22 protein-coding genes and 2 pseudogenes are annotated in these 22,531 nt (G+C 46.9%); 16 read left to right on the top strand and 8 right to left on the bottom strand.

Going from position 1 to position 22,531, the window contains the following annotated elements; translation table 11 throughout:
* The first annotated feature begins 40 nt into the window (after positions 1–40).
* The 9 genes from MJQ52_RS09865 to MJQ52_RS09825 all read left to right on the top strand — a co-directional run bounded on the left by MJQ52_RS09865 (position 41) and on the right by MJQ52_RS09825 (position 10,800).
* Complete coding sequence (locus MJQ52_RS09865) at positions 41–1,351, top strand: MFS transporter (RefSeq protein ID WP_014304305.1); 1,311 nt, start codon at positions 41–43, stop codon at positions 1,349–1,351.
* A 125-nt stretch (positions 1,352–1,476) separates the two neighbouring features.
* Positions 1,477–2,037 carry a shikimate kinase gene (locus MJQ52_RS09860; protein WP_003156609.1) on the top strand — a complete coding sequence of 187 codons (561 nt, stop codon included), beginning with the start codon at positions 1,477–1,479 and terminating at the stop codon, positions 2,035–2,037.
* A gap of 144 nt (positions 2,038–2,181) precedes the next feature.
* On the top strand, positions 2,182–3,138 hold the full coding sequence (cah, locus tag MJQ52_RS09855) for a cephalosporin C deacetylase (RefSeq protein ID WP_003156607.1): 957 nt from the start codon (positions 2,182–2,184) through the stop codon (positions 3,136–3,138).
* Between the two features lie 65 nt (positions 3,139–3,203).
* The gene (locus tag MJQ52_RS09850; RefSeq protein WP_044053434.1) at positions 3,204–3,989 is read left to right on the top strand and encodes a nucleotidyltransferase domain-containing protein; all 786 of its coding nucleotides are present in this window, start codon (positions 3,204–3,206) and stop codon (positions 3,987–3,989) included.
* 187 nt (positions 3,990–4,176) lie between these two features.
* Positions 4,177–5,088, top strand: coding sequence for a proline dehydrogenase family protein (locus MJQ52_RS09845; RefSeq protein ID WP_088037528.1), 912 nt, complete (start codon positions 4,177–4,179; stop codon positions 5,086–5,088).
* Between the two features lie 17 nt (positions 5,089–5,105).
* Positions 5,106–6,653, top strand: a complete 1,548-nt coding sequence (gene pruA / locus MJQ52_RS09840; RefSeq protein ID WP_003156602.1) for an L-glutamate gamma-semialdehyde dehydrogenase — start codon at positions 5,106–5,108, stop codon at positions 6,651–6,653.
* A gap of 124 nt (positions 6,654–6,777) precedes the next feature.
* Positions 6,778–8,199 carry a sodium/proline symporter PutP gene (gene putP / locus MJQ52_RS09835; RefSeq protein WP_229024497.1) on the top strand — a complete coding sequence of 474 codons (1,422 nt, stop codon included), beginning with the start codon at positions 6,778–6,780 and terminating at the stop codon, positions 8,197–8,199.
* 157 nt (positions 8,200–8,356) lie between these two features.
* Positions 8,357–9,592, top strand: coding sequence for a PucR family transcriptional regulator (locus tag MJQ52_RS09830; protein WP_003156600.1), 1,236 nt, complete (start codon positions 8,357–8,359; stop codon positions 9,590–9,592).
* Between the two features lie 197 nt (positions 9,593–9,789).
* The gene (locus tag MJQ52_RS09825) at positions 9,790–10,800 is read left to right on the top strand and encodes an NAD(P)/FAD-dependent oxidoreductase (protein WP_017419373.1); all 1,011 of its coding nucleotides are present in this window, start codon (positions 9,790–9,792) and stop codon (positions 10,798–10,800) included.
* Positions 10,801–10,854: 54 nt separating this feature from the next.
* On the opposite strand, the gene cobA is transcribed toward MJQ52_RS09825, so the two are convergent.
* The 4 genes and pseudogenes from cobA to MJQ52_RS09805 form a co-directional block, all read right to left on the bottom strand.
* Positions 10,855–12,294 carry a uroporphyrinogen-III C-methyltransferase gene (gene cobA, locus MJQ52_RS09820; protein WP_065180939.1) on the bottom strand — a complete coding sequence of 480 codons (1,440 nt, stop codon included), beginning with the start codon at positions 12,292–12,294 and terminating at the stop codon, positions 10,855–10,857.
* A 66-nt stretch (positions 12,295–12,360) separates the two neighbouring features.
* Complete coding sequence (nirD, locus tag MJQ52_RS09815) at positions 12,361–12,681, bottom strand: nitrite reductase small subunit NirD (protein ID WP_007409365.1); 321 nt, start codon at positions 12,679–12,681, stop codon at positions 12,361–12,363.
* Positions 12,682–12,701: 20 nt separating this feature from the next.
* Positions 12,702–15,119 (bottom strand): NADPH-nitrite reductase, encoded by a 2,418-nt coding sequence (nasD, locus tag MJQ52_RS09810; RefSeq protein ID WP_434181779.1) that lies wholly within the window; start codon positions 15,117–15,119, stop codon positions 12,702–12,704.
* Between the two features lie 118 nt (positions 15,120–15,237).
* Positions 15,238–15,363: pseudogene (locus MJQ52_RS09805) on the bottom strand (hypothetical protein); the annotation flags it as partial.
* A 152-nt stretch (positions 15,364–15,515) separates the two neighbouring features.
* On the opposite strand from MJQ52_RS09805, the gene MJQ52_RS09800 reads away from it, so the two are divergent.
* From MJQ52_RS09800 to MJQ52_RS09775, 6 genes and pseudogenes are all read left to right on the top strand, one after another.
* Entirely contained in the window at positions 15,516–16,718 is a 1,203-nt protein-coding gene (locus MJQ52_RS09800; protein WP_043866820.1) for a GTP-binding protein, read from the top strand.
* A gap of 64 nt (positions 16,719–16,782) precedes the next feature.
* Positions 16,783–17,919, top strand: a complete 1,137-nt coding sequence (locus MJQ52_RS09795; protein WP_077721769.1) for a zinc-dependent alcohol dehydrogenase — start codon at positions 16,783–16,785, stop codon at positions 17,917–17,919.
* A 14-nt stretch (positions 17,920–17,933) separates the two neighbouring features.
* Positions 17,934–18,368, top strand: coding sequence for an RDD family protein (locus MJQ52_RS09790; RefSeq protein ID WP_021494203.1), 435 nt, complete (start codon positions 17,934–17,936; stop codon positions 18,366–18,368).
* A gap of 117 nt (positions 18,369–18,485) precedes the next feature.
* A complete protein-coding gene (locus MJQ52_RS09785; RefSeq protein WP_369719109.1) occupies positions 18,486–18,761 on the top strand; it encodes a YckD family protein in 276 nt (91 codons plus the stop codon).
* Positions 18,703–19,056: a family 1 glycosylhydrolase gene (locus MJQ52_RS09780; protein ID WP_082181748.1), complete on the top strand. Its 354-nt coding sequence runs from the start codon at positions 18,703–18,705 to the stop codon at positions 19,054–19,056. The genes MJQ52_RS09785 and MJQ52_RS09780 overlap by 59 nt, the downstream gene beginning before the upstream one ends.
* A pseudogene (locus MJQ52_RS09775) lies at positions 18,981–19,210 on the top strand (family 1 glycosylhydrolase); the annotation flags it as partial. The gene MJQ52_RS09780 and the pseudogene MJQ52_RS09775, both read left to right, overlap by 76 nt.
* 18 nt (positions 19,211–19,228) lie before the next feature.
* On the opposite strand, the gene comJ reads toward MJQ52_RS09775, so the two are convergent.
* The 4 genes from comJ to hxlA form a co-directional block, all read right to left on the bottom strand.
* Entirely contained in the window at positions 19,229–19,627 is a 399-nt protein-coding gene (comJ, locus tag MJQ52_RS09770; RefSeq protein ID WP_094247249.1) for a competence protein ComJ, read from the bottom strand.
* Between the two features lie 21 nt (positions 19,628–19,648).
* The gene (locus MJQ52_RS09765; protein ID WP_003156588.1) at positions 19,649–20,086 is read right to left on the bottom strand and encodes a NucA/NucB deoxyribonuclease domain-containing protein; all 438 of its coding nucleotides are present in this window, start codon (positions 20,084–20,086) and stop codon (positions 19,649–19,651) included.
* A gap of 360 nt (positions 20,087–20,446) precedes the next feature.
* Complete coding sequence (hxlB, locus tag MJQ52_RS09760) at positions 20,447–21,004, bottom strand: 6-phospho-3-hexuloisomerase (RefSeq protein WP_014304318.1); 558 nt, start codon at positions 21,002–21,004, stop codon at positions 20,447–20,449.
* The gene (gene hxlA, locus MJQ52_RS09755; RefSeq protein WP_014304319.1) at positions 21,001–21,636 is read right to left on the bottom strand and encodes a 3-hexulose-6-phosphate synthase; all 636 of its coding nucleotides are present in this window, start codon (positions 21,634–21,636) and stop codon (positions 21,001–21,003) included. Before hxlA ends, hxlB begins: the two co-directional genes overlap by 4 nt.
* Positions 21,637–21,867: 231 nt before the next feature.
* Here hxlA and MJQ52_RS09750 point away from each other — a divergent pair, with 231 nt between their 5' ends.
* Positions 21,868–22,230, top strand: a complete 363-nt coding sequence (locus MJQ52_RS09750) for a winged helix-turn-helix transcriptional regulator (protein WP_014304320.1) — start codon at positions 21,868–21,870, stop codon at positions 22,228–22,230.
* The last annotated feature ends 301 nt before the right edge of the window (positions 22,231–22,531 follow it).

The following is a 22,531-nucleotide window of genomic DNA, read 5'->3' as shown; positions in this document are numbered from 1 at the left end:
TTGTACAATTAATTTCATTCGAGTAAGGGGGGAGAAGCCATTGAAAAATGAAACGGAGCTGACGGACTTCGGTCCCGTCCGCAATAAACCGACTCGCGCTCGTTATGTGATACTGTTTCTTTTGTTTTTTATCACTGCGATTAATTATATAGACCGTGCCAGTGTATCCATCGCCGCCCCGTCCATTCAGACATCGCTGAACATAAGCCCCGCGCTTTTGGGCGTCGTCTTTTCCGCATTCAGCTGGACCTATACGGGTATGCAGATTCCCGGCGGGCTCATTTTGGACAAATTCGGGTCAAAACGGACGTACGGCGTTTCTTTAATGATCTGGTCTGTTTTCACCGGAGTGCAGGCTTTTGCGGCCAGTTTCGGATTTTTATTCGGCTGCCGCCTGATTATCGGGCTGGCTGAATCGCCTGCGTTTCCGGCAAACAATCGGATTGTCACGACATGGTTTCCAAGGCGGGAACGCGCCTTTGCCACGGGTGTTTATACGGCGGGGGAATATGTGGGACTGGCGTTCGCCACACCGGTTTTATTCTGGGTGTTAACGGCATTTGACTGGCGCGCCGTCTTTATTTCCTCAGGGGTGCTCGGGCTTGTTTTCTCCGTTTTCTGGTTCAAAATGTATCACGAGCCGAATCGGTACCGGAAAGTGAACCGGGAAGAGCTTGATTATATTAGAGAAGGCGGCGGACTGACAGAGGTGTCTGAATCAGCCGGCAGGATCACGTGGCGGGATTTCGTCCAGCTTCTTAAATACCGCAAGCTTGTCGGCTTGTATATCGGCCAATTCGCCGTAGCCTCCACGCTGTTCTTCTTTTTGACATGGTTTCCGACTTATCTGGCGGAGGCAAAGCACATGGCATTCTTAAAAGTCGGCTTCGCCGCATCAATCCCGTATATCGCCGCCTTTTTCGGCGTATTGTTCGGCGGATATTGGTCTGACGGAATGATGAAACGGGGCGTGTCGGTGAACGTTGCCCGGAAAACCCCCGTCATCCTCGGTCTTCTGCTGACAGGCTCCATCGTGCTCGCGAATGTTACGGATTCTGCTCCTGCGGTTTTGACGATCTTATCCATTGCTTCTTTTGCGCAGGGCATGTCCAATATATCCTGGACGATGCTGAGTGAGGTGGCGCCAAGCGAAACAATCGGATTGGCAGGAGGCGTGTTTAACTTTTTCGCCAATATGGCCGGCATTATCACCCCGCTTATCATCGGGTTTATCGTTTCTGCGACCGGTTCATATAACGGAGCGATTCTGTTTGTCGGCGCTGTCGCATTTATCGGGGCATTTTCTTATATTTTCATTGTCGGAAAGGTGGAACGCATTACGCTCCGATAGAAAGAAAAACTCATCTCTTCTTATAAAGGATGGGTTTTCTTTCATTGCATTATCTCTATATTTCAATATTGGGTTATCATATAATAAACATAACTTTTTCATTTCTTAGGAGGATTTCGCCGAAGATGAACGCAAAACGTGCCATTCCCGTAAGAGAAAGAAACATCGTACTGATCGGATTCATGGGTGTCGGAAAGACAACAATCGGCCAGCTGGTCGCTAAGAAATTATACAGAGACTTCATTGATATTGATTTGCAGATTGAGAAAGATTTCAATATGTCCATCCCTGAAATGTTTGAGAAAAAAGGTGAAGCCTTTTTCCGTCAGACTGAAAAGGACTATATATTAGATATCTGCCGCAATACGAAATTCAAGATCGTGTCACTTGGGGGCGGTTCGTTTAAACAAGAGGAAATCAGACAGTGCTGCCTTGAAAACTGTCTCGTGCTCCATCTTGATTTATCATGGGAGAATTGGAAGCAGCGGGCTGACCTGCTGATTGAAAGCCGTCCCGTTCTGCATAACCGTTCCATGGATGAAATGCAGCAGCTCTTTAACGAGCGCCAAAGCATCTATGATAAACATAATTCAAAAGTGGCGACGGATAATCTGGAACCAGAAGAAATCGCCGATTATATCGTAGAAACGTTAAAAATCGGCTGGGATCTGTATCAGCCGATGTAAAAAGAGCCGTGACGCTGTGAGCGTACGGCTTTTTTGTTTTCTTTTAAACAAACGTTTATTAAAATGTTTAGAAAATGAGTGTAAAATCGTGTTAAGATAGAGTCAGAAAATTAAATCTTATAAAACAAAGGAGAATAATCGGATATGCAATTATACGACTTGCCGCTCGACCAACTGCAAACCTATAAACCAAATAAAACCGCTCCTCATGACTTTTCGGATTTTTGGGCATCATCATTACATGAGCTTGCAAAGGTAGAGGCAAAGCCTGAATTGACGGCTGAAAGCTACCCGGCTGACGGCGTGAAAGTATTCCGGCTGACATACCGAAGCTTCGGCAAGGCGGAAATTGAGGGATGGTACGCCGTTCCCGACCGGCAAGGACCGCATCCGGCCATCGTGAAATATCACGGCTACAACGCGAGCTATGACGGGGATATACATGACATCGTAAATTGGGCGCTTCACGGATATGCCGCGTTCGGCATGCTTGTCCGCGGCCAGCACAGCAGCACAGATACAAGCGTTTCACCGCACGGACACGTTCCCGGCTGGATGACGAAAGGGATTTTAGATAAAGATACATATTATTACCGCGGCGTGTACTTAGACGCCGTCCGGGCTTTGGAAGTCATCAGCGGCTTTGATGAAGTGGATGAGACGAGAATCGCCGTCATCGGGGGGAGCCAGGGAGGCGGACTTTCAATCGCCGCGGCTGCACTATCTGACATTCCGAGAGCGGTTGCGGCCGATTATCCTTATTTAAGCAATTTTGAGCGGGCCATTGATGTCGCCCTTGATGAGCCGTATCTTGAGATTAACTCCTTTTTCAGAAAGAACGGCAGCCCTGAAACGGAGAAGGCCGCGATGAATACACTGGCCTATTTTGATATCATGAATCTGGCGGACCGCGTAAAAGTTCCGGTGCTCATGTCCATCGGGCTGATTGACCGCGTGACTCCGCCGTCGACGGTGTTTGCCGCTTACAATCATCTGGAAACGGAAAAAGAATTGAAGGTGTACCGATATTTCGGACATGAATACATACCTTCTTTCCATACGGAAAAGCTGGCCTTTCTGAAAGCGCATCTGAAAGGCTGACGACAGCGAAAAGCCCAAGTACTTGGGCTTTTTTCAGGAATGATCACGGAAAAGGACGGATACAGATGAAACAAAGGATCATCGAAGAATTAAAACGAATTGAAGCACAGCACGGCGTCAAGGTGCTTTACGCCGTAGAATCAGGGAGCCGCGCATGGGGATTTCCGTCAAGCGACAGCGACTACGATGTGCGGTTTCTCTATGTGCCGAAAAAAGAATGGTACTTTTCGATCGAACCGCATAGGGATGTCATAGAAGAGCCGATTCATGACATGCTTGACATCAGCGGCTGGGAACTGAGAAAAGCGCTGCGGCTTTTTAAAAAATCAAATCCGCCTCTTTTGGAATGGCTCTCTTCTGAGATGATCTATTATGAAGCTTTCTCAGCGGCTGAAAAGCTTCGAAAACTGAAAATCCGCGCCTTTTCGCCTGAAGCCGGCATTTATCATTATCTCAATATGGCAAAACGGAATGAAAAAACGGAATTGCAGGGCAGTGAAGTGAAGATTAAAAAGTATTTTTATGTTCTGCGTCCTCTCCTTGCCTGCAGATGGATTGAAACGTTCGGCTCCGTACCGCCGATGTCATTTCCCGTACTGGCCGATGCCTTATTGACGGATGAAGCGCTCATTTCTGAAATCAATACACTGCTTACAAGGAAAAAAAGCGGTCAGGAGCTGGCTCCGGAACCGAGAAATATGATCATTCACGCGTTTATAGAAGAAGAAATAGAACGCATCGGGCACTATGTCAAAACGATCAAAACACCGAAACCTGACATAACGGAGGAACTGAATCAGCTATTGATTCAGACCGTCGAAGAGGCGTGGGGGGAAAAAGGCGGAAATTGACGATTGCCGTCATTTCCGTCCGCCTTTTTTCGGCATAATCCGCCTGCTATCTAAGAAGCTGATTGTGGTAAAACCACAAAAATTTATCAGAATCTTTGTATTTTTAGAATATTGTGAGAGGATGTTTTGTCCATTTACAATAGACTCATACAAATACTTCTTAGATTGCGGGGTGTTAAGGTTGGAAGTGATTACAAGAGATTTTTTCTTATTTTTATCCAAGAGCAGCTTTCTCAATAAGATGGCGCGAAGCTGGGGAAGCCGTGTGGCAGCCGGCAAAATCATCGGAGGAATGGATTTCCGCAGTTCTATCCCGACAATCCGACATTTGAACAGCCAGGGGCTGTCAGTTACTGTCGATCATTTGGGGGAATTTGTCAACAGCGGTGACGTTGCGAAAGAACGCACCGAGGAGTGCATGCAGACCATCGCCTTAATTGCTGATGAACAGCTGAATTCCCAAGTGTCATTAAAAATGACGTCTTTAGGTCTTGATATAGATCTCGATCTCGTCTATGAAAATATGACGAAAATCCTCCAGACGGCTGAAAAACATAAAGTCATGGTGACGATTGACATGGAAGATGAAACGAGATGCCAGAAAACGCTGGATATCTTTAAAGACTTCCGGAGCCGGTATGAATATGTAAGCACCGTGGTGCAGGCTTATCTGTACAGAACGGAGAAGGATCTTGATGACCTCAGCCCGCTGAATCCGTTTCTGCGGCTTGTCAAAGGAGCCTATAAAGAATCGGAAAAGGTGGCCTATCCTGAAAAAAGCGACGTCGATGAAAATTATAAAAGACTCATCCGCAAACAGCTTTTAAAAGGACATTATACGGCAGTTGCCACGCATGATGACAAAATGATCGAGTTTACAAAACAGCTTGCCGAAGAGCACGGCATTCCAAACGACCGTTTTGAGTTTCAGATGCTGTACGGCATGCGCTCGCAAACCCAGCTCAGCCTGGTGGAAGAAGGATACCGCATGAGAGTCTACCTGCCTTACGGGGATGACTGGTACGGCTATTTCATGAGACGGCTCGCCGAACGCCCCTCAAACATCGCATTCGCCTTTAAAGGAATGACTAAGAAGTAAAAAAGGGAGAGATGACAATGACTACACCTTATAAACACGAACCATTCACGAATTTCCAAGATCAATCGAACGTTGAAGAATTTAAGAAAGCGCTTGCGACGGTAAATGAGTATCTGGGAAAAGATTATCCGCTCGTCATCAACGGTGAAAAGGTAGAGACGGAAGCGAAAATCGTATCCATTAACCCTGCAGACAAAGAAGAAGTCGTCGGAAAAGTGTCAAAGGCGTCCCAGGAGCACGCTGAGCAGGCGATTGAAGCGGCTGCGAAAGCGTTCGAAGAGTGGAGATACACATCCCCTGAAGAAAGAGCTGCCGTTTTGTTCCGCGCGGCTGCCAAAGTCCGCCGCAGAAAGCACGAATTCTCCGCCCTGCTCGTCAAGGAAGCAGGAAAGCCTTGGAACGAAGCTGATGCGGATACGGCGGAAGCCATCGACTTTATGGAATACTACGCGCGCCAGATGGTTGAATTGGCAAAAGGCAAGCCGGTCAACAGCCGCGAAGGCGAGAAGAACCAATATGTCTACACACCGACCGGCGTAACGGTCGTCATTCCGCCATGGAACTTCCTCTTTGCGATTATGGCGGGAACGACGGTGGCACCGATCGTAACGGGCAACACGGTCGTTCTTAAACCGGCAAGCGCGACACCGGTCATCGCGGCGAAATTCGTAGAAGTGCTTGAGGAATCAGGTCTTCCGAAGGGCGTTGTCAACTTTGTGCCGGGAAGCGGAGCGGAAGTGGGAGACTATCTCGTCGATCACCCGAAAACAAGCATCATTACGTTTACGGGATCACGTGAAGTCGGTACGAGAATTTTCGAACGCGCGGCGAAAGTGCAGCCGGGCCAGCAGCACTTAAAGCGTGTTATCGCTGAAATGGGCGGTAAAGATACGGTTGTTGTCGATGAGGACGCGGACATTGAATTGGCGGCTCAATCCATCTTTACATCAGCATTCGGCTTCGCTGGACAAAAATGTTCTGCAGGTTCACGTGCAGTTGTCCATGAAAAAGTGTATGATCAAGTATTAGAGCGCGTCATCGAAATCACTGAATCAAAAGTGACGGCAAGCCCTGACAGCGCTGACGTGTATATGGGACCTGTCATCGACCAAGGTTCTTACGACAAGATCATGAGCTACATCGAAATCGGAAAAGAAGAAGGCCGTTTAGTAAGCGGCGGCACCGGAGATGATTCAAAAGGCTACTTTATCAAGCCGACGATCTTCGCTGACCTTGATCCGAAAGCCAGACTCATGCAGGAAGAAATCTTCGGGCCGGTCGTGGCGTTTTCTAAAGTATCAAACTTTGATGAAGCACTGGAAGTGGCCAACAATACTGAATATGGTCTGACAGGCGCGGTCATTACAAACAACCGCAAACATATTGAACGGGCGAAACAGGAATTCCATGTCGGCAACCTGTACTTCAACCGCAATTGTACGGGAGCGATTGTCGGCTACCATCCGTTCGGAGGCTTCAAAATGTCCGGCACTGATTCAAAAGCGGGCGGCCCGGATTATTTGGCCCTCCACATGCAGGCGAAAACAATCAGTGAAATGTTTTAAGAGGGACTGAATGGGCATCCTCCTCGCGGGGGGTGTCCATTTCACCATAAACATATAAAGCGGAGGAGGAAATGCCATAGCAAACATTCAGTTGATTATTTCCATTTGTATTTATATGGCGGGCATGCTGTTTATCGGTTATTTCGCCTACAGACGGACGTCAAATCTGACGGATTACATGCTCGGGGGGCGTTCTTTAGGCCCTGCCGTCACAGCGCTCAGCGCGGGAGCGGCGGATATGAGCGGATGGCTCTTGATGGGGCTTCCGGGCGCCATGTTCTCGACAGGATTAAGCGGCGCTTGGATTGTGATCGGGCTTGTGCTCGGGGCATGGGCGAACTGGCTTTTCGTGGCGCCGAGGCTGAGAACGTATACTGAAAAAGCGGGGAATTCCATCACCATTCCGGGTTTCCTTGAAAATCGTTTCGGTGATCATACGAAGCTTCTCAGACTGTTTTCGGGTCTTGTCATTCTCGTCTTTTTCACATTTTACGTATCATCCGGCATGGTATCCGGAGGCGTCTTATTCAACAGCATTTTAGGGTTGAATTACCACACGGGACTGTGGGTCGTGACAGGCGTCGTTGTCGCCTACACCTTGTTCGGGGGCTTTTTGGCGGTAAGCTGGACGGACTTTGTCCAAGGGATCATTATGTTTGCGGCGCTTATTCTCGTGCCGATTGTGACGATTTTCCATACGGGCGGCCCGGGAGAAACCGTTGCCGATATCCGTTCCGTCAACCCGGAACTGTTTAATATGTTCAAAGGGACCACCGTCCTTGGCATTATTTCTTTATTTGCGTGGGGGCTCGGCTATTTCGGGCAGCCGCATATTATTGTGCGCTTTATGGCGATCACATCTGTGAAAGAGATCAAACGCGCCAGACGGATCGGAATGGGATGGATGATTTTGTCTGCACTCGGCGCGCTGTTTACGGGTCTTGCGGGAATCGCGTATTACCACCAGCGCGGGTTGAAGCTGGATGATCCGGAAACCATTTTTATTCAGCTCGGCAACATTCTGTTCCACCCGATTATTACGGGATTTCTCATTTCTGCGATTTTAGCGGCCATTATGAGTACGATTTCGTCTCAGCTGCTCGTTACGTCCAGTTCTTTAGTGGAGGACTTGTATAAGTCCATGTTCAGGCGTTCAGCTTCTGATAAGGAACTCGTATTTCTGGGGAGAATGGCAGTGCTTGCGGTGTCAATCGTCGCTCTGGTGCTCGCCTGGGAGAAAAACAACACGATACTTGGTCTTGTCAGCTATGCATGGGCGGGATTCGGCGCTTCATTCGGGCCGGTCGTACTGCTCAGTTTATTTTGGAAACGGATGACGAAATGGGGGGCACTCGCCGGCATGATTGCGGGAGCGATTACCGTAATCATTTGGGCGAATGCCGGTCTTTCAGACTTTTTGTACGAAATCATTCCGGGCTTTGCTGTAAGCCTTGCCGCTGTATTTGTCGTCAGCTTATTGACACAGGCTCCGTCAAAAGATGTCACAGATCAGTTTCATGACTACCGTGATACACTTTCTCAATAAAAGCAAGGAACGAGAGGAAGAAGGGACCGCCCTTTTTCCTCTTTTCACGATACAGGCTTTCGGATCATTCCGTTTTGGGAGTATATGAATTTTTTTCTATACAAAAAGTCACCCCTCAGAGTATGATAAAGATAAAAAGAGCATAGGAGAAATAGGTATGGAAGAGCTTTTAGAGAGAGTTTTTTCATTTACGGACATTGATAAATTAATTGATTTCATCAGTTATGAATTGCAGAAGCCCGTTATTCTGGAAAGCGCGGATTTCTTTTTGCTTGCCTATAATTCTTATTACATTAATCACTTCGACTCCGCCAACCAGCAGACGATATTCTCAAAAAAATGCCCCGTGCAGATTTTTGAAAGGTTTCTGAAGGACGGGGTGATCGAAAAGCTGAAAACCGTTCCTGAACCGTTCCGTGTCGAAAAAATAGACAGTATCGGACTGAATCAGAGAGTGGTTGTAAGCGCAAAACATAAAGGGGAAGTGATGGGCTACATCTGGATTCAGGAGCTCGACCGAAACTTGACGGACGAGGAGCTCGATTTTTTATATGAAACTTCATTCCATGTCGGAAAAATCATCTATAAAACGAACCGGCTGAAACAGGAAAAAGAAGAGAGAGCGGAAGACCTGGTGAAACGGGCGATCTTTCAGCAATTCTCCTCTGAAAAGGAGTTCAGGCGGGAAGCGGAAAAGATGAACGCCGTGCTGCCGTCGGTTTTTTCGGTAGTCGTCCTGCATGCCGCAAATGGGGATGGGGAGGCAGTCGAAGATGTAAAGGAAAATATCAAATCGTACTTGAATTTGCGGGATAAAGTCAGTCACGTCTTAACCATTGATTCCAATATTGTCATCGTCGTCGCAAGCTTCTCGCAAAAAAGCTCCGGCACTTCGGCAGCATCTGAATTCATCCACAAACTGCTGACTCATTTTCACTTTCAGAAGATCCCCACTCCCATCTATATCGGAATCGGCAATGAATACAGCAGCATCCTGAAGCTCGGGAAAAGTTATATAGAAGCCCTTGAAGTCATAAAGGCCGCCGAAATTACCGGAAATCAGGAAAATATCCCGTACGAATACAGTAAGCTCGGGATTTACCGCTATCTTGAAAGCATCGAAGAAAAAAACGCCTCACTGGAATATGTAAACGATGATTTAGCGTTATTAAAAGCCAAAGACAGAGAAAGCAGCACCGAACTGCTGAAAACGTTAGAAATCTATCTCCTCAATAACTGCAAAACAAAACCAGCCGCAGAACAGCTTTTTATTCATCAAAACACATTGAACTACCGCATCAAACAGATTCTTGACATGACATCAATTAATTTAAACGACTTCAGGACAAGGTGCCAGCTGTATCTCGATATCATGCTGATGAAAAAGAGATAAAAAAGAAACCAGTCGCCGTACTGGTTTCAGTTTTAATACCTTCCCGCTTATCAATCTCAGAACCTCACTTCTGAATCACTCCTTTCCCGCAAGATGAGAAATGAATAAACACTGATCCTCAATATGTGTTATACTTTCATTGATATTGATTCTCAATTAAAAATGTATGAAGTATAGATATAACGGGAGGCACAACGATGGCGGAAAATCATGAGGTGTACGACGTCACGATTATAGGCGGAGGCCCGATCGGCCTGTTTGCGGCTTTTTATTGCGGGATGCGGGAGCTGAAAACGAAAGTGATCGAGTTTTTGCCGCGGCTCGGGGGAAAGGTGTCTATGTTTTTTCCTGAAAAAATCATCCGGGATATCGGCGGAATACCCGGGATTGCCGGGGAACAGCTGATTAAGCAGCTGAAGGAGCAGGCGGCGACATTTGAGCCGGATATCGTGTTGAATCAGCGGGTGACCGGATTTGAACGGCTGGAAGACGGAACCATTGTGCTCGAAAGTTCCGAAGGGGAAAAGCACTATACGCGCACGGTGATTTTGGCCGTCGGCATGGGGACGCTTGAGGTTAATGAACTTGACAGCGCGGATGCGAGCCGTTATTCAGGAAAGAACCTTCATTATAAGGTGGAGAAGCTTGATGCGTTTCGAGATAAGCATGTCGTGATTTCCGGAGGGGGAGATACTGCGGTTGACTGGGCGAATGAGCTGGAACCGATTGCGGCGTCTGTTACCGTTTTGCACCGCAGGGAGGAGTTCGGCGGTTTGGAAAGCAGCGTGGCGAAAATGAAGCGGTCTTCCGTGCGGGTGCTTGCGCCGTATCGTCTGAAGCTTCTCAACGGCACAGGGGAACGGATCGAGAGCGTCACCGTTTGCCAAACTGAGTCCGGACTTTCTGAAGTCATCAAGCTTGATGAGCTCATTATCAACCACGGGTTTAAAATTGATCTCGGCCCGATGAAGGACTGGGGGCTTGAGATAGAAGAAGGCAGGATTAAAGCTGACAGACATATGCGGACGAATCTTCCGGGCGTGTTTGTCGCCGGTGACGCCGCCCATTATGAAAGCAAGCTCAGATTGATTGCAGGCGGTTTCACGGAGGGGCCGACCGCCGTGAACAGCGCCAAAGCCTATTTGGACCCGCAGGCGGATCAGATGGCGATGTATTCGACTCACCATAAAAAATTGGTGACACAATAAAAAAGGCTGACCCCCGATGTTGAGTCTGGGGGGTCAGAAAAGCATTCCGGCGTATCAGCTGTGAACGAGCATGTCTTTCATTTCATTTCGTATAAACGCAAATAACTGCTCCTGGTTTTTCACAGCGGTAAACCCGCAGCCGGCGGGGACGTCTTCGCCCATGCAGATGACGGGAGGGCGGTTTGCCGACGGATCCGGTGATATGCCGATTTGTTTTCCGGCGCTGATCAAATGCTGAGCGGATTCTTTGCCCGTACAGATAATCATTTGCAGAGGAGACTCACTGATCGTGCGTTCAATCATGGAAGTGAACCGCTCATCCGCGATATGTTCATGGGTGATATAAAGCGGGCATGATTTTGAGTCTGACAAGTTTTCTGCTGCTTGACGGCTTCCTACAATGAGTGAATGCGGAGAATCAATTTGACATTCGGATAGGAGAAAGCCCCGTTTTGTCAGTTCCGTCTTTGCGGCTTCAGTCGCTGCATTCAGGCTTGCGGTCACCCGGCGGATGTCGATCTGCTTGAAAGCCAGTGTGTCAAAGAATTCGCATACCGCAAGGCGTGATGTGAAAAATAGTTGTTCAAAGGTGCTGATCTGTTTCAGGATGTTTTCGTTTGCGGGCATTTTTTTAACGATCCGCTTCGGCCATTCAATAACATCGGCGCCATACTCGCGCAGCTTGTCTGTCAATGTATGTTCTTCATCGCCATGAGTGACAACCATGATATGCCGCCCGATGAACGGTTTGCTTTCAAACCAGCTGTGTGTTTGAAAATTGACAATATCACCGATGACGATAATGGCAGGGTTGGTGATGTTTTGGTTTTGAACTTTTTCATGGATGTCCTGAAGCGTTCCTTTAACGCTCCGCTGCCGCCCCCACGTCCCCCATTGAATGACGAGTACGGGAACGGAAGGGGATTTTCCGTACTCCGTAAGCTGCCGGCATATAAATGACAGATTTTTAACGCCCATGTAAAACACAAGCGTTTGAACGCTTCGGGCAAGCCCTTCCCAGTCGAGATTCGGCCTGCCTTGCAATGATGTATCATGAGCGGTGATCATCGCGAAGGACGAAGCGAAATCACGATGGGTGACGGGGACTCCCGCATACAGCGGCGCTGCGATTCCCGAGGTGATGCCGGGCACCATTTCGTAGCGGATGCCGTGCTGATGAAGCGCCTCTGCTTCTTCGCCGACTCTGCCGAACACACTTGGGTCTCCGCCTTTCAAGCGGACGACGGTGCAGCCCTCCGCCGCTTTTTCAATCAGCAGGGCATTTATCTCAGACTGTTTCATAAAATGGCGGTCGGGCAGCTTTCCGCAATAAATGAACCGGCAGTCCGGTGAGGCATATTCAAGAAACTTTGGGTTTGCGAGCCGGTCATACAAAATGATATCCGCTTTCTCCAGAGCCTGTTTTCCTTTTACGGTGATCAGCCCCGGGTCTCCTGGTCCGGCACCGACAAAATATACGATTCCGTTTTTCATGATGGCGTCATCCCTTCAGCAATTTAAAAAATGAAGGACCACTTGAAAAAGTGATCCGGTCTTTGCTCAATACAGGAGGTATACATTCTCTCCTTCAATCAGTGTTTCGTATGTTTTGACACAGCCATGATCCGGCTCTTGGACTTTTCCGTCTTCTAAGGAGATTTTCCAGTCATGCATCGGGCAGAAGACGTATTCTCCGCTGACGATGCCTTCAGCCAGGACGCCCCCTTTATGGGGACAGCGGTTTTCGACGGCGCGGACGCTCCCGTCAGAAAGCTTAAATACGGCAAGCTCTTTATCTTCTATATATACGGTTTTTCCTAACTCCTCCGGTAATTCGTTTACTTTGCCTATGCAAACCTTTGTCATATCTTTATTAACCATGTCCGTTCCCCCTTACTGTTTTATGAAGTCGTGACGACATTTTCGAATAGATCTTTAGATGCTTTTTTATCTTTAAGGAAGTATTGCCACGGATCTTTGTGAACAGAGAGTGTTTCATTCATTCTGTCGTTGAGCTCCTGCCGTTTTTCCGGATCGTTTAATACGGATTGGACATGAGATAAACCGACGCGCTCAAGCCATGCGGATGTCCGCTCCAGATAGTTTGCCGTTTCTCTGTAGTACTGAAGGTAAGCACCCGCATATTCTAAGACTTCTTCATTCGTTTTTACTTTCATCAGCAAATCACCGGCGCGCAAATGGGTTCCGCCGTTTCCACCGACATAAAGCTCCCAGCCTCCGTCGATGCCGACAACGCCAAGGTCCTTAATGCCTGATTCCGCACAGTTCCGAGGGCAGGCGGACACGGCCATTTTGACCTTATGAGGCGTATTGAGCCCTTCGAATGTTTTCTCAAGCGCAATGCCCAGTGCCATGGAGTCTTGCGTGCCGAAGCGGCAGAATTGTTCGCCTACGCACGTTTTTACCGTGCGGAGTGTTTTTCCGTACGCGTAGCCTGACGGCATATCAAGCTCGGCCCATACTTTCGGCAGGTCTTCTTTTTTGACGCCGATGAGATCAATCCGCTGGCCGCCGGTCATTTTAACGAGCGGGATCTCATATTTGTCGACGACATCGGCGATCTTGCGGAGATCCTGAGAGTTGGTCACGCCGCCGTACATACGGGGCACGACTGAGTATGTTCCGTCTTTTTGAATATTGGCGTGCATCCGTTCGTTCACAAAACGGGATGTTCTGTCATCCTCGTATGTAGCCGGATTAATCATGCCTAAGTAGTAGTTGAGGGCAGGACGGCATTTGGAGCAGCCCTCCGGCGTTTTCCAGCCGAGCACGTTCATGATTTCTCTTGTATGGGACAGCCCTTTGGCTCTGATTTCTTCTACGACTTCATCTCTCGACAGTGAGGTGCAGCCGCAAATCGCTTCTTTTTGCGCGGACGCGTCAAATTCTGAGCCCAGTGTATATTGAAGAATGTCTTCCACGAGCGGTTTACAGCCTCCGCAGGAACGGGATGCCCCGGTGCATGCTTTGATTTCGTCCGTTGATGTGCAGCCTTTTTCCTGAATGGCTTGAATAATCGCGCCTTTTGATACACCGTTGCAGCCGCAGATGATTTCATCGTCGCTCATCGCCGCGGTCATGCTTGCGCCTGCTTCCTGGTCAAGAGGCTGTAAGATTGATATCTTGGAAGTTTCGGAGATATCGGCTTCTTTTTGAATCATTGAAAACAGGCGGCTGCCCTCGCTGCTGTCGCCGAACAAAACAGCGCCGACAATTTGATTGCCCCTCAGGACGATTTTTTTATAAATGCCGTCCTGCTCATCGAACACTTTAATCGCTTTTTTGTCCTCTGATTCGTTAAAGTCACCGGCAGAGAAGACTTCGACGCCTGATACCTTTAATTGAGTGGAGAGAACGGAGCCTTCATACGGTTTTGTTTCAATGCCGCAAATATGCTTTGCGAGCACTTTCGCCTGTTCATAGAGCGGCGCCACAAGACCGTATGCGATTCCGCGGTGCTCGGCACATTCACCGACCGCGTAAATGTGCGGAATGTCAGTCTGCATATAGTCGTTGACAATGATTCCGCGGTTTACCGGAATGCCGCTTTCTGTGCCAAGCTGTGTATTCGGGCGGATGCCGACCGCCATGACGACCAGATCAGCTTCGATGCTTGTGCCGTCTTTGAAGCGTATCCCTTCGACACGGTCAGTACCGAGAATTTCTTCGGTTTGCTTTTCAAGGAAAAAGGTCATGCCTTGTTTTTCTAATTCGTTTTGCAGCAGGCGTCCCGCCGCTGCGTCAAGCTGGCGCTCCATCAGGAATGGGGCGAGGTGGATGACAGACACGTCCATTCCGAGATTCAGCAGTCCGCGCGCGGCTTCCAAACCCAGCAGTCCTCCGCCGATGACGGCTGCTTTTTTATATTGTTTTGACGCGGCGAGCATCGTGTCGGTATCTTTTATGTCCCGGAATGCCGTGACGCCTTGTTTGTCTGCGCCCGGAATCGGAAGGATAAAAGGGACAGAGCCTGTCGCCAGAATGAGTTCATCGTAAGGCTGGATTCTGTCTGCATCGGTGATGACGGTTTGGTTTTCCGTGTCGACTTTGATGACTGTTTCACCGGTATACAGCTGAATGTTGTTTTCTTTGTACCAGTTCCAATCGTTTAACGTAATGTCTTGAATGTCGGTATCGCCTTGCAGCACTTTTGACAGAAGGATTCGGTTATAGTTGGGATGAGGTTCGGCCCCGAATATTGTAATCTCAAATTCGTCTTTTGAAACACGCAGTATTTCTTCAATCGCTCTTACCCCGGCCATTCCATTTCCAACAAGGACTAGCTGTTTTTTTCCCATCAGATGATCCGCTCCTTATCTTTGTTTTTTTCAGCGTAGCACAGCAAAAACAAATATTTAAGATGCATGTTATGAAATGTAACAAAAAATACGAAAAAATCTAAAAATTTTATGAAAATTAGATAGGGCTGATTCGTACCGCACACATCTTAAAACCGGGCATTTTACAGTCCGGATCCAAGGCTTCACCAATTAAATCGTTGACGTTTTGCGTGTTAGACCAATGGATGGGGACAAACAACGTGTGATGTGTCTGACTTTTACTTGATTTTAAACGGAGAATACATCAAAATAAATAGTAACGATTACGATTTAAAACTATGTACATCATGATGAAAATAAGGCAGTTGCGAGATATAAATCGTAATCATTCTATTTTGTCAGGGGGCTATTGATATGAAAAAAATTCCGGTTACAGTATTGAGCGGCTATCTTGGTGCCGGAAAGACGACCGTTTTGAATCATATTTTACAAAACCGCAACGGTTTAAAAATTGCCGTCATCGTCAATGACATGAGCGAAGTAAATATAGACGCGGGCTTGGTGAAGCAGGGAGGCGGTTTGTCAAGGACGGATGAGAAACTTGTAGAATTATCCAACGGCTGTATCTGCTGCACGCTGCGTGAAGATTTATTAGTCGAAGTTGAGAAACTCGCGAAAGACGGCAGGTTTGATTATATTGTCATTGAATCAACAGGGATCAGCGAACCGATTCCAGTTGCCCAGACATTTTCTTATATAGATGAAGAAATGGGCATTGATCTGACAACATTCTGCAGGCTGGACACAATGGTGACCGTGGTGGATGCAAACCGCTTCTGGCATAATTTCCAGTCCGGTGACAGCCTTCTTGACCGGAAGGAAGCGGCGGGAGAAGAGGATGAACGGGAGATTGCCGATTTATTAATTGACCAAATCGAGTTTTGTGATGTGCTCATTTTAAATAAATGCGACATGGTGGGCGAAAAAGAGCTTGAACAGCTGGAAACGGTTCTTCGCGCATTACAGCCCCGTGCCAGACTGATCCGGTCCGTTCGCGGAGAAGTGCCCGCCGAATGCATATTGAATACCGGTTTATTTGAGTTTGAGGAAGCGAGTTCATCAGCAGGATGGATAAAGGAACTGACGGCAGGTCATGAAGCGCACACTCCGGAAACGGAAGAGTACGGCATCACTTCGTTTGTGTACTCGCGGCGTCTGCCGTTTCATACCGTTCGTTTTGACAGCTGGCTGCATCAATCAATGCCTGACAACATTGTGCGCGCAAAAGGAATTGTTTGGTGCGCAACCCGCAACAGCCTTGCGCTGCTGATGTCTCAGGCGGGTCCGGCGGTTTCGGTTGAGCCTGTTTCTTATTGGGTGGCGGCAATGCCGAAACTTGAGCAGGAGCAGATCAAAAAGCAGGAACCGGAGATTCTGGAAGATTGGGACGACCAATTCGGAGATCGTCATACGAACTTGGTGTTTATCGGAACAGATTTAGATGAAGCCGCCATTACAAAGGAATTGGATCAGTGCCTGCTCACGCCGTCTGAGTTCGATTCCGACTGGTCGCAGCTTGAAGATCCTTTTCAATGGGATATTCAGCGGGCCGAATAACATACCGGCCAAGTTTAGAAGCAGGTGAAAAGGGAAGGAGTGATGAAAAAGGAGCTGACCAAGTGTGAAAGCATTGACATACCAAGGAAAAGAACATATGGAAGTGAAAGAAGTCCCGGCACCCGCCATTCAAGATGAGAGAGATGTCATCGTTCGAATCACCGCAACCGGGATATGCGGTTCAGACCTTCATTTATATAAAAACGGAATACCCGCCGATCCGGGTTATATTGTCGGGCATGAGCCGATGGGAATCGTTGAAGAAACGGGCAGTCAAGTCAAAAAACTGAAAAAAGGCGACCGGGTCGTGATTCCTTTTAACATCGGCTGCGGAGAATGTCATTATTGCAAGCACCAGATGGAAAGCCAGTGTGATGAATCAAATCCAAATCCTCATACAGATGCCGGCGGTTTATTCGGTTTTTCGGAGTTTAACGGAAATTATCCCGGCGGACAGGCTGAATATTTACGTGTTCCTTACGCTGATTTCTCTTCTTTTCTGGTTCCGGCAGACAGTGAGCTTGAAGATGAGCAGGTGCTGCTTCTGTCAGATGTCATGCCGACCGCCTTTTGGAGCGTTCAGCACAGCGGAGTGAAGAAAGGAGATACAGTCGTTATTCTGGGATCAGGTCCGATCGGCTTAATGGCGCAAAAATTCGCGTGGAAAAAAGGAGCTAAACGGGTTATCGCAGTTGATCAAGTCCCGCACCGCCTTGAACATGCGAGACGCATAAACGGAGCAGAGACCTTCAATTTTTCAGAACATGATGAGATCGGGAAACTGCTGCACGAACAAACGTCAGGGGGCGCGGATGTAGTGATTGATTGTGTCGGAATGGACGGCACGCCGCTTTCAAAAGAAAAAGCAGAGCAAAAACCGAATCAGTTCGGAACGATCAGCCCGATTCTTACAGCATCAGAAGCCGTTAAGAAGTTCGGAACCGTGCAGCTCACGGGCGCATACATTTCTGAAGCGGACGGCTTTCCGCTCGGCGATTTTTTCACACGCAACGTTTCTTTAAAAATGGGCCAGGCACCCGTTATTCATCTGATGCCGATGCTGTATCAATTGATCGAACAAAATGAAATTGATCCGACAGATATCATTACACACAAAATGAGTCTTGCGGAAGCTCCTGCTGCATATGATATATTTGACAAAAAAGAAGATGGCAACATTAAAGTGATTTTGAAGCCATAGCGAGGGGAAACATGATGAATATTTACAGACCGGCGGGATTTTGGATCAGATTGGGAGCCGTTGTACTCGACTATTTAATTACTTCAGTGCCTTTGGCGATTATTTTTATGCTGGCAACAGGAAAAGATCCGAATGAGAGCGCAATGATCAGCATCATTTTGACTCTTTATGGTATTTTGCTCCCTGTATACTGGAACGGTTATGTTATCGGCAAAAAGATCTGCGGTATCCGCATCGTCAAAAAAGACGGAACTCAGGTAGGCTTTCTCACTATGATTTTGAGAGTGCTTGTGGGCGGCCTGATATATGGCGTGACGTTTGGAATCGGTGTGATCGTGAGCGCATTCATGGTCGGAATGAGAGAAGACAAACGGTCAATCCACGATTTTGTAGCGGGAACGTATGTCACATACGCGCTGCCGGACGAATCGATTGAAAAGAGCGAATAATTTCGCTCTTTTTTTTGCATAAAAAATGGATGAGGGAGAAACATATAACAAACGTTAAAGGAGGAGAGAATCATGAAAAAAGCTGCATTGTCTTTAGCTGCGTTTTTCATTACAGCAATGGTTTTCACAATGCCGGCACACGCCGAAACAAAAATGCCTTCAACAATGTCACTCACGGAACAGCAGAAAAAAGAAATTGAATCACTTGAAAAAGAAGTGCTCGAAAAACGAAAACATGTCATATCCAAATATGTTGAGTACGGGGTCCTGCCGAAAGAAAAAGCAGAACATATTAAACAGCATATGGACAGGCGCTTTAATATGATGAAACAAAATGGCTTTGTCCCGAAGCCTCCGCCTCATAAATTGGAAAAGCGGCATCATCATTCTTAAGCATCCGGCAAGCCGGATGCTTTTTTGTTTTGATCGGGATTGCTCTGAAATGCGTTTCATAACGTATGATATCAATATCATACGCATCAGGAGGATGAAACCCATGGTACATAAAAAACAGGGCCTGTTCCCTGATACATTTCTATGGGGGTCAGCTTCGTCTGCCTATCAGGTGGAAGGAGCCTGGAATAAAGGCGGTAAAGGACCTTCAGTATGGGTGAACAGTGCAGAGAGGCCATTAGTGACGGAGTTCATCTCATCGGCTGCTGCAGCTGGTCATTCACTGATCTGTTAAGCTGGCTGAACGGCTATCAAAAACGCTACGGTTTGTGTATATCAATCGAGATGAAGAAGATGAAAAGGATTTGAAACGGATCAGGAAAAGAAGTTTTTATTGGTACCAAAATGTAATTGAAACAAACGGTAAAAGTCCCCTGAGAGAAATATGATTCTCTCAGGGATTTCTTTTACATTGCGTCTGCATCAATAATATACGTATCCGCATGAAGATCGGATATTTCGGCAGGCACTGAATAACAGGTAAGGCTGTACCGGCCTTTCGGAATATTAAAGAAAAGCCGCTTTGACATCACGCTTTCAATCTCAATTCCATCTTTTACAGCCTCAAAGGGAACAGTCGCTTTTTTCTCATAGGATAGTACCGGTTCACTTGTGTTAAGCCTGAGGACGATAAATGCCCTCGTATTTCTCCTTGCTTCGAATGAAACAGCTCCGTCAGTTTCCGCACATCCTTTTTCAATGGCTTCATCGGTCCAATCGATAACAGGCGGTTCTGAATCTTTTTGGAAGATTGTAAATTGATGATAAGAAATGGCCAGTTCTTGCGGTTTCCATGATTTATTCAATGCGCTGTTCCTCCTGTTTTTTTACTTGATTTTAAATAATACTCTCGTTCCGTCGGGATCATTGGTAAGCTGGTGTCCGACCCAAGAGCCGGCTCCGCGGTTGTCTGCCGGAGAAATATATTCTACGGAGGCATTGTTTCCGCCCTGTTTACAAACCGCCATCGGCCATTCATCCCTATCGTATCCCGTTTTGACAGGCACATGTTTAAGAGATTGCTCACGCCGCTTATGTACTCCGTCTCTGTCAATGGTGCATATGCTGGAATGCCCTTCTTTTATCGCGTCCTTAATATGCTTTGCTGTTTCCGGATATCGATCGGACGGAAATAGGATTACTTTGTCGTAATCACTCTTCTGAACGGTCTGCTCGTTATCTGAGAAAAGATCACCCTTGATCAGGGCCGCGACTGCTCCGGCAATGATGATAAGAACAAGCAGCAGTGCTTTTAATGTTTTCAAGAGTATCAATCACCTCCAGTTTTAAATTGCTGTAAAGCTGGTCCAAGAATAAAGCAGAATCAGCCGGCTGTAAAGCTGTTAAAATATATTTCTCAGCCGCAATTCAGCTGAATATCTGTAAAACCATCCGCACAAATCAATTTTATTCATTAAATATCCGATCAGAAAGTGTTTTTTGCCGTTTCTCTATTCAGAAATGAACGGTTGCGGCCGTATCGTCAATTGACTTATTATAGCGATAAGCTCACCGGCAGGATATCTTCGTCTGCGAGTGTCCGACCCGAAAACCTTGGCCGTCTTGTCATTGTGCGCAACAGGACGATAAAAAGACGGCCATCTGATAAGAAGGCCGTCAGCAAATCATTCCAGATTCGCATGCTTTGTAAACATGTCTGCTGAATTCAATTCTTTTTTCTCCATGATTTTTAGAATAACCGCATCGTAAAACAGCAGAAGAGTTTGTTCGAATAAAGAACCCATCGGCTGAATCGTCTTTCTGTCTCCGCCGGTCTCTTCCTTAGGAGAGCCGGGAATCGTTATCGTAAGATCAGCAAGTTTGCCGAGACTTGAATCGGGGTTAATCGTTAATGCAGTGATGATGCCGTTAAGGCTTTTGGCTTTTTCAGCCGTATGAAGCAGACTTTTTGTTTCGCCTGAGCCTGAGCCGATGATGACGAGACCGCCTTCTTGGAGGGGAGGGGTAAGCGTCTCACCGACGATGTAAGCGTTCAGGCCGATGTGCATCATCCTCATGGCGAACGCTTTAGCCATAAAGCCGGAACGCCCCGCTCCGGAGGTGAAGATTTGATCTGCCGATAAAATCTCATCTGCAAGCTTGTCAGCTTCACTGTCGGCTATTAATGCTGCGGTGCGGGATATTTCATTGAGTATTTCATGTAAGTATTCAGTCGTTTTCATGATCCTTGTGAAATCAGCTGTTTCATTTTAGCAGCAGCATCCGCTTTATTGTCAGCTCCCGTAATGCCTCCGCCGACAATGATTAAATCTGGGTTTTGTTTGATGGCTTCAGGAAGCGTATCAAGTTTAATGCCTCCGGCAATTGCGGTTTTAGCGCTCTTGACCGCTTTTTTAATCGCCGTCAGTTCCTCGAATGAATTCTTTCCTTCTGCTTGAAGATCATAACCTGTGTGAACACAAATATAATCAACACCGAGTTGGTCAATTTCTTTTGCCCGTGTTTCAAGGTTTTTTACGTTAATCATGTCGACGAGAATTTTTTTCTGCTGTTTTTTTGCTTCGGCAACCGCCCCTTTGATCGTTGAGTCGTCTGTCGCTCCTAAAACGGTGATGATGTCGGCGCCCGCTTCTGCCGCTTTCATGATCTCGTAGCCGCCTGCATCCATGATTTTAAGATCGGCAAGCACTTTCAGGTGAGGAAAGGCTGATTTCATTTCCTGTACGGCTTTCAGGCCTTCATTAATGACAACGGGAGTGCCGATTTCTACAACATCTATATATTGTTCGACCTCTTTCACAAGTTCAATTGCTTCCGGGATATTCACTAAGTCTAATGCCAGCTGTAATTCCACTTTATATCCACTCCTCTTTTTCATGTATTTACATTCTATAGAGTGCCCCGCATGTTGAGAAGTACGCACTTTGAAGTCTAATAGTTACTTTGAGGATACTGTCACCGCAGGCAATGCGCTTTGTTTCAGCAAAACTGCGTGGTAGTATAAATTGATGAAAGTTGTGTAAAAAAGTAAGCGTGTATGAATAGATGATGAACGTACAAAAAGTAAGAGGAAGGAGAATGGCCCGTGAGCCGAATGGATGAGAAAACGTTTAATTGCGAAAAGGAATTGACGCTTGCCGTGATAGGCGGGAAGTGGAAAATGCTGATTATGTGGCACCTGGGAAAAGAAGGAACAAAGCGGTTTAATGAGCTGAAAGCTTTAATTCCGGATATTACGCACAAAATTCTTGTGAATCAGCTCAGGGAGCTGGAGCAGGATCTGATCGTTCACAGGGAAGTTTACCCTGTCGTCCCTCCGAAAGTGGAGTACTCATTAACAGAGCAAGGAGAGACCCTTATGCCGATTTTGGACGCCATGTATAAGTGGGGAAAAGAATATATGGAATTAATCAACATTGATAAAACTGCAATAAAGGAATCTTTTTGAAGCGCTCTATGTAAAATAGAGTGCTTTTTTTGCGGTTTAATGAAATCATATTGCGAACGATTAAATCTCCTGTTTCGGTTCTTGCGCTGTTTTTTCCCCATCAGCTCATATATGAAAACTATTTTCATTCTGCCATAACTGGATATTCGAGAGATTTATACTATAGTTTAAAGATTTTTAATTTTACATAAATAATATTTTTAAAAATAAATTGCGGGATGCCGCAAAATACCCTCTGGAATTGTCGGAATTTTTTTCGGTGTGCCGAATGAAACTTTTCACCCATTTTTCGGTGATAAAA

This window comes from Bacillus sp. jun7, from assembly GCF_051034795.1.
GTDB classification, from domain to species: domain Bacteria; phylum Bacillota; class Bacilli; order Bacillales; family Bacillaceae; genus Bacillus; species Bacillus velezensis.
The sequence above is the reverse complement of the archived record's forward strand: the minus strand, read 5'-3'. Positions and strand labels throughout refer to the sequence as shown.

Bases quoted from the DNA above. Each gene is read 5' to 3' on its own strand.
- MJQ52_RS09860 (WP_003156609.1), top strand. From the start codon at position 1,477: ATGAACGCAAAACGTGCCATTCCCGTAAGAGAAAGAAACATCGTACTG.
- cah (WP_003156607.1), top strand. From the start codon at position 2,182: ATGCAATTATACGACTTGCCGCTCGACCAACTGCAAACCTATAAACCA.
- MJQ52_RS09850 (WP_044053434.1), top strand. From the start codon at position 3,204: ATGAAACAAAGGATCATCGAAGAATTAAAACGAATTGAAGCACAGCAC.
- pruA (WP_003156602.1), top strand. From the start codon at position 5,106: ATGACTACACCTTATAAACACGAACCATTCACGAATTTCCAAGATCAA.
- putP (WP_229024497.1), top strand. From the start codon at position 6,778: ATGCTGTTTATCGGTTATTTCGCCTACAGACGGACGTCAAATCTGACG.
- MJQ52_RS09830 (WP_003156600.1), top strand. From the start codon at position 8,357: ATGGAAGAGCTTTTAGAGAGAGTTTTTTCATTTACGGACATTGATAAA.
- MJQ52_RS09825 (WP_017419373.1), top strand. From the start codon at position 9,790: ATGGCGGAAAATCATGAGGTGTACGACGTCACGATTATAGGCGGAGGC.
- cobA (WP_065180939.1), bottom strand. From the start codon at position 12,294: ATGAAAAACGGAATCGTATATTTTGTCGGTGCCGGACCAGGAGACCCG.
- nirD (WP_007409365.1), bottom strand. From the start codon at position 12,681: ATGGTTAATAAAGATATGACAAAGGTTTGCATAGGCAAAGTAAACGAA.
- nasD (WP_434181779.1), bottom strand. From the start codon at position 15,119: ATGGGAAAAAAACAGCTAGTCCTTGTTGGAAATGGAATGGCCGGGGTA.
- MJQ52_RS09800 (WP_043866820.1), top strand. From the start codon at position 15,516: ATGAAAAAAATTCCGGTTACAGTATTGAGCGGCTATCTTGGTGCCGGA.
- MJQ52_RS09790 (WP_021494203.1), top strand. From the start codon at position 17,934: ATGAATATTTACAGACCGGCGGGATTTTGGATCAGATTGGGAGCCGTT.
- MJQ52_RS09785 (WP_369719109.1), top strand. From the start codon at position 18,486: ATGGTTTTCACAATGCCGGCACACGCCGAAACAAAAATGCCTTCAACA.
- MJQ52_RS09780 (WP_082181748.1), top strand. From the start codon at position 18,703: ATGGCTTTGTCCCGAAGCCTCCGCCTCATAAATTGGAAAAGCGGCATC.
- hxlB (WP_014304318.1), bottom strand. From the start codon at position 21,004: ATGAAAACGACTGAATACTTACATGAAATACTCAATGAAATATCCCGC.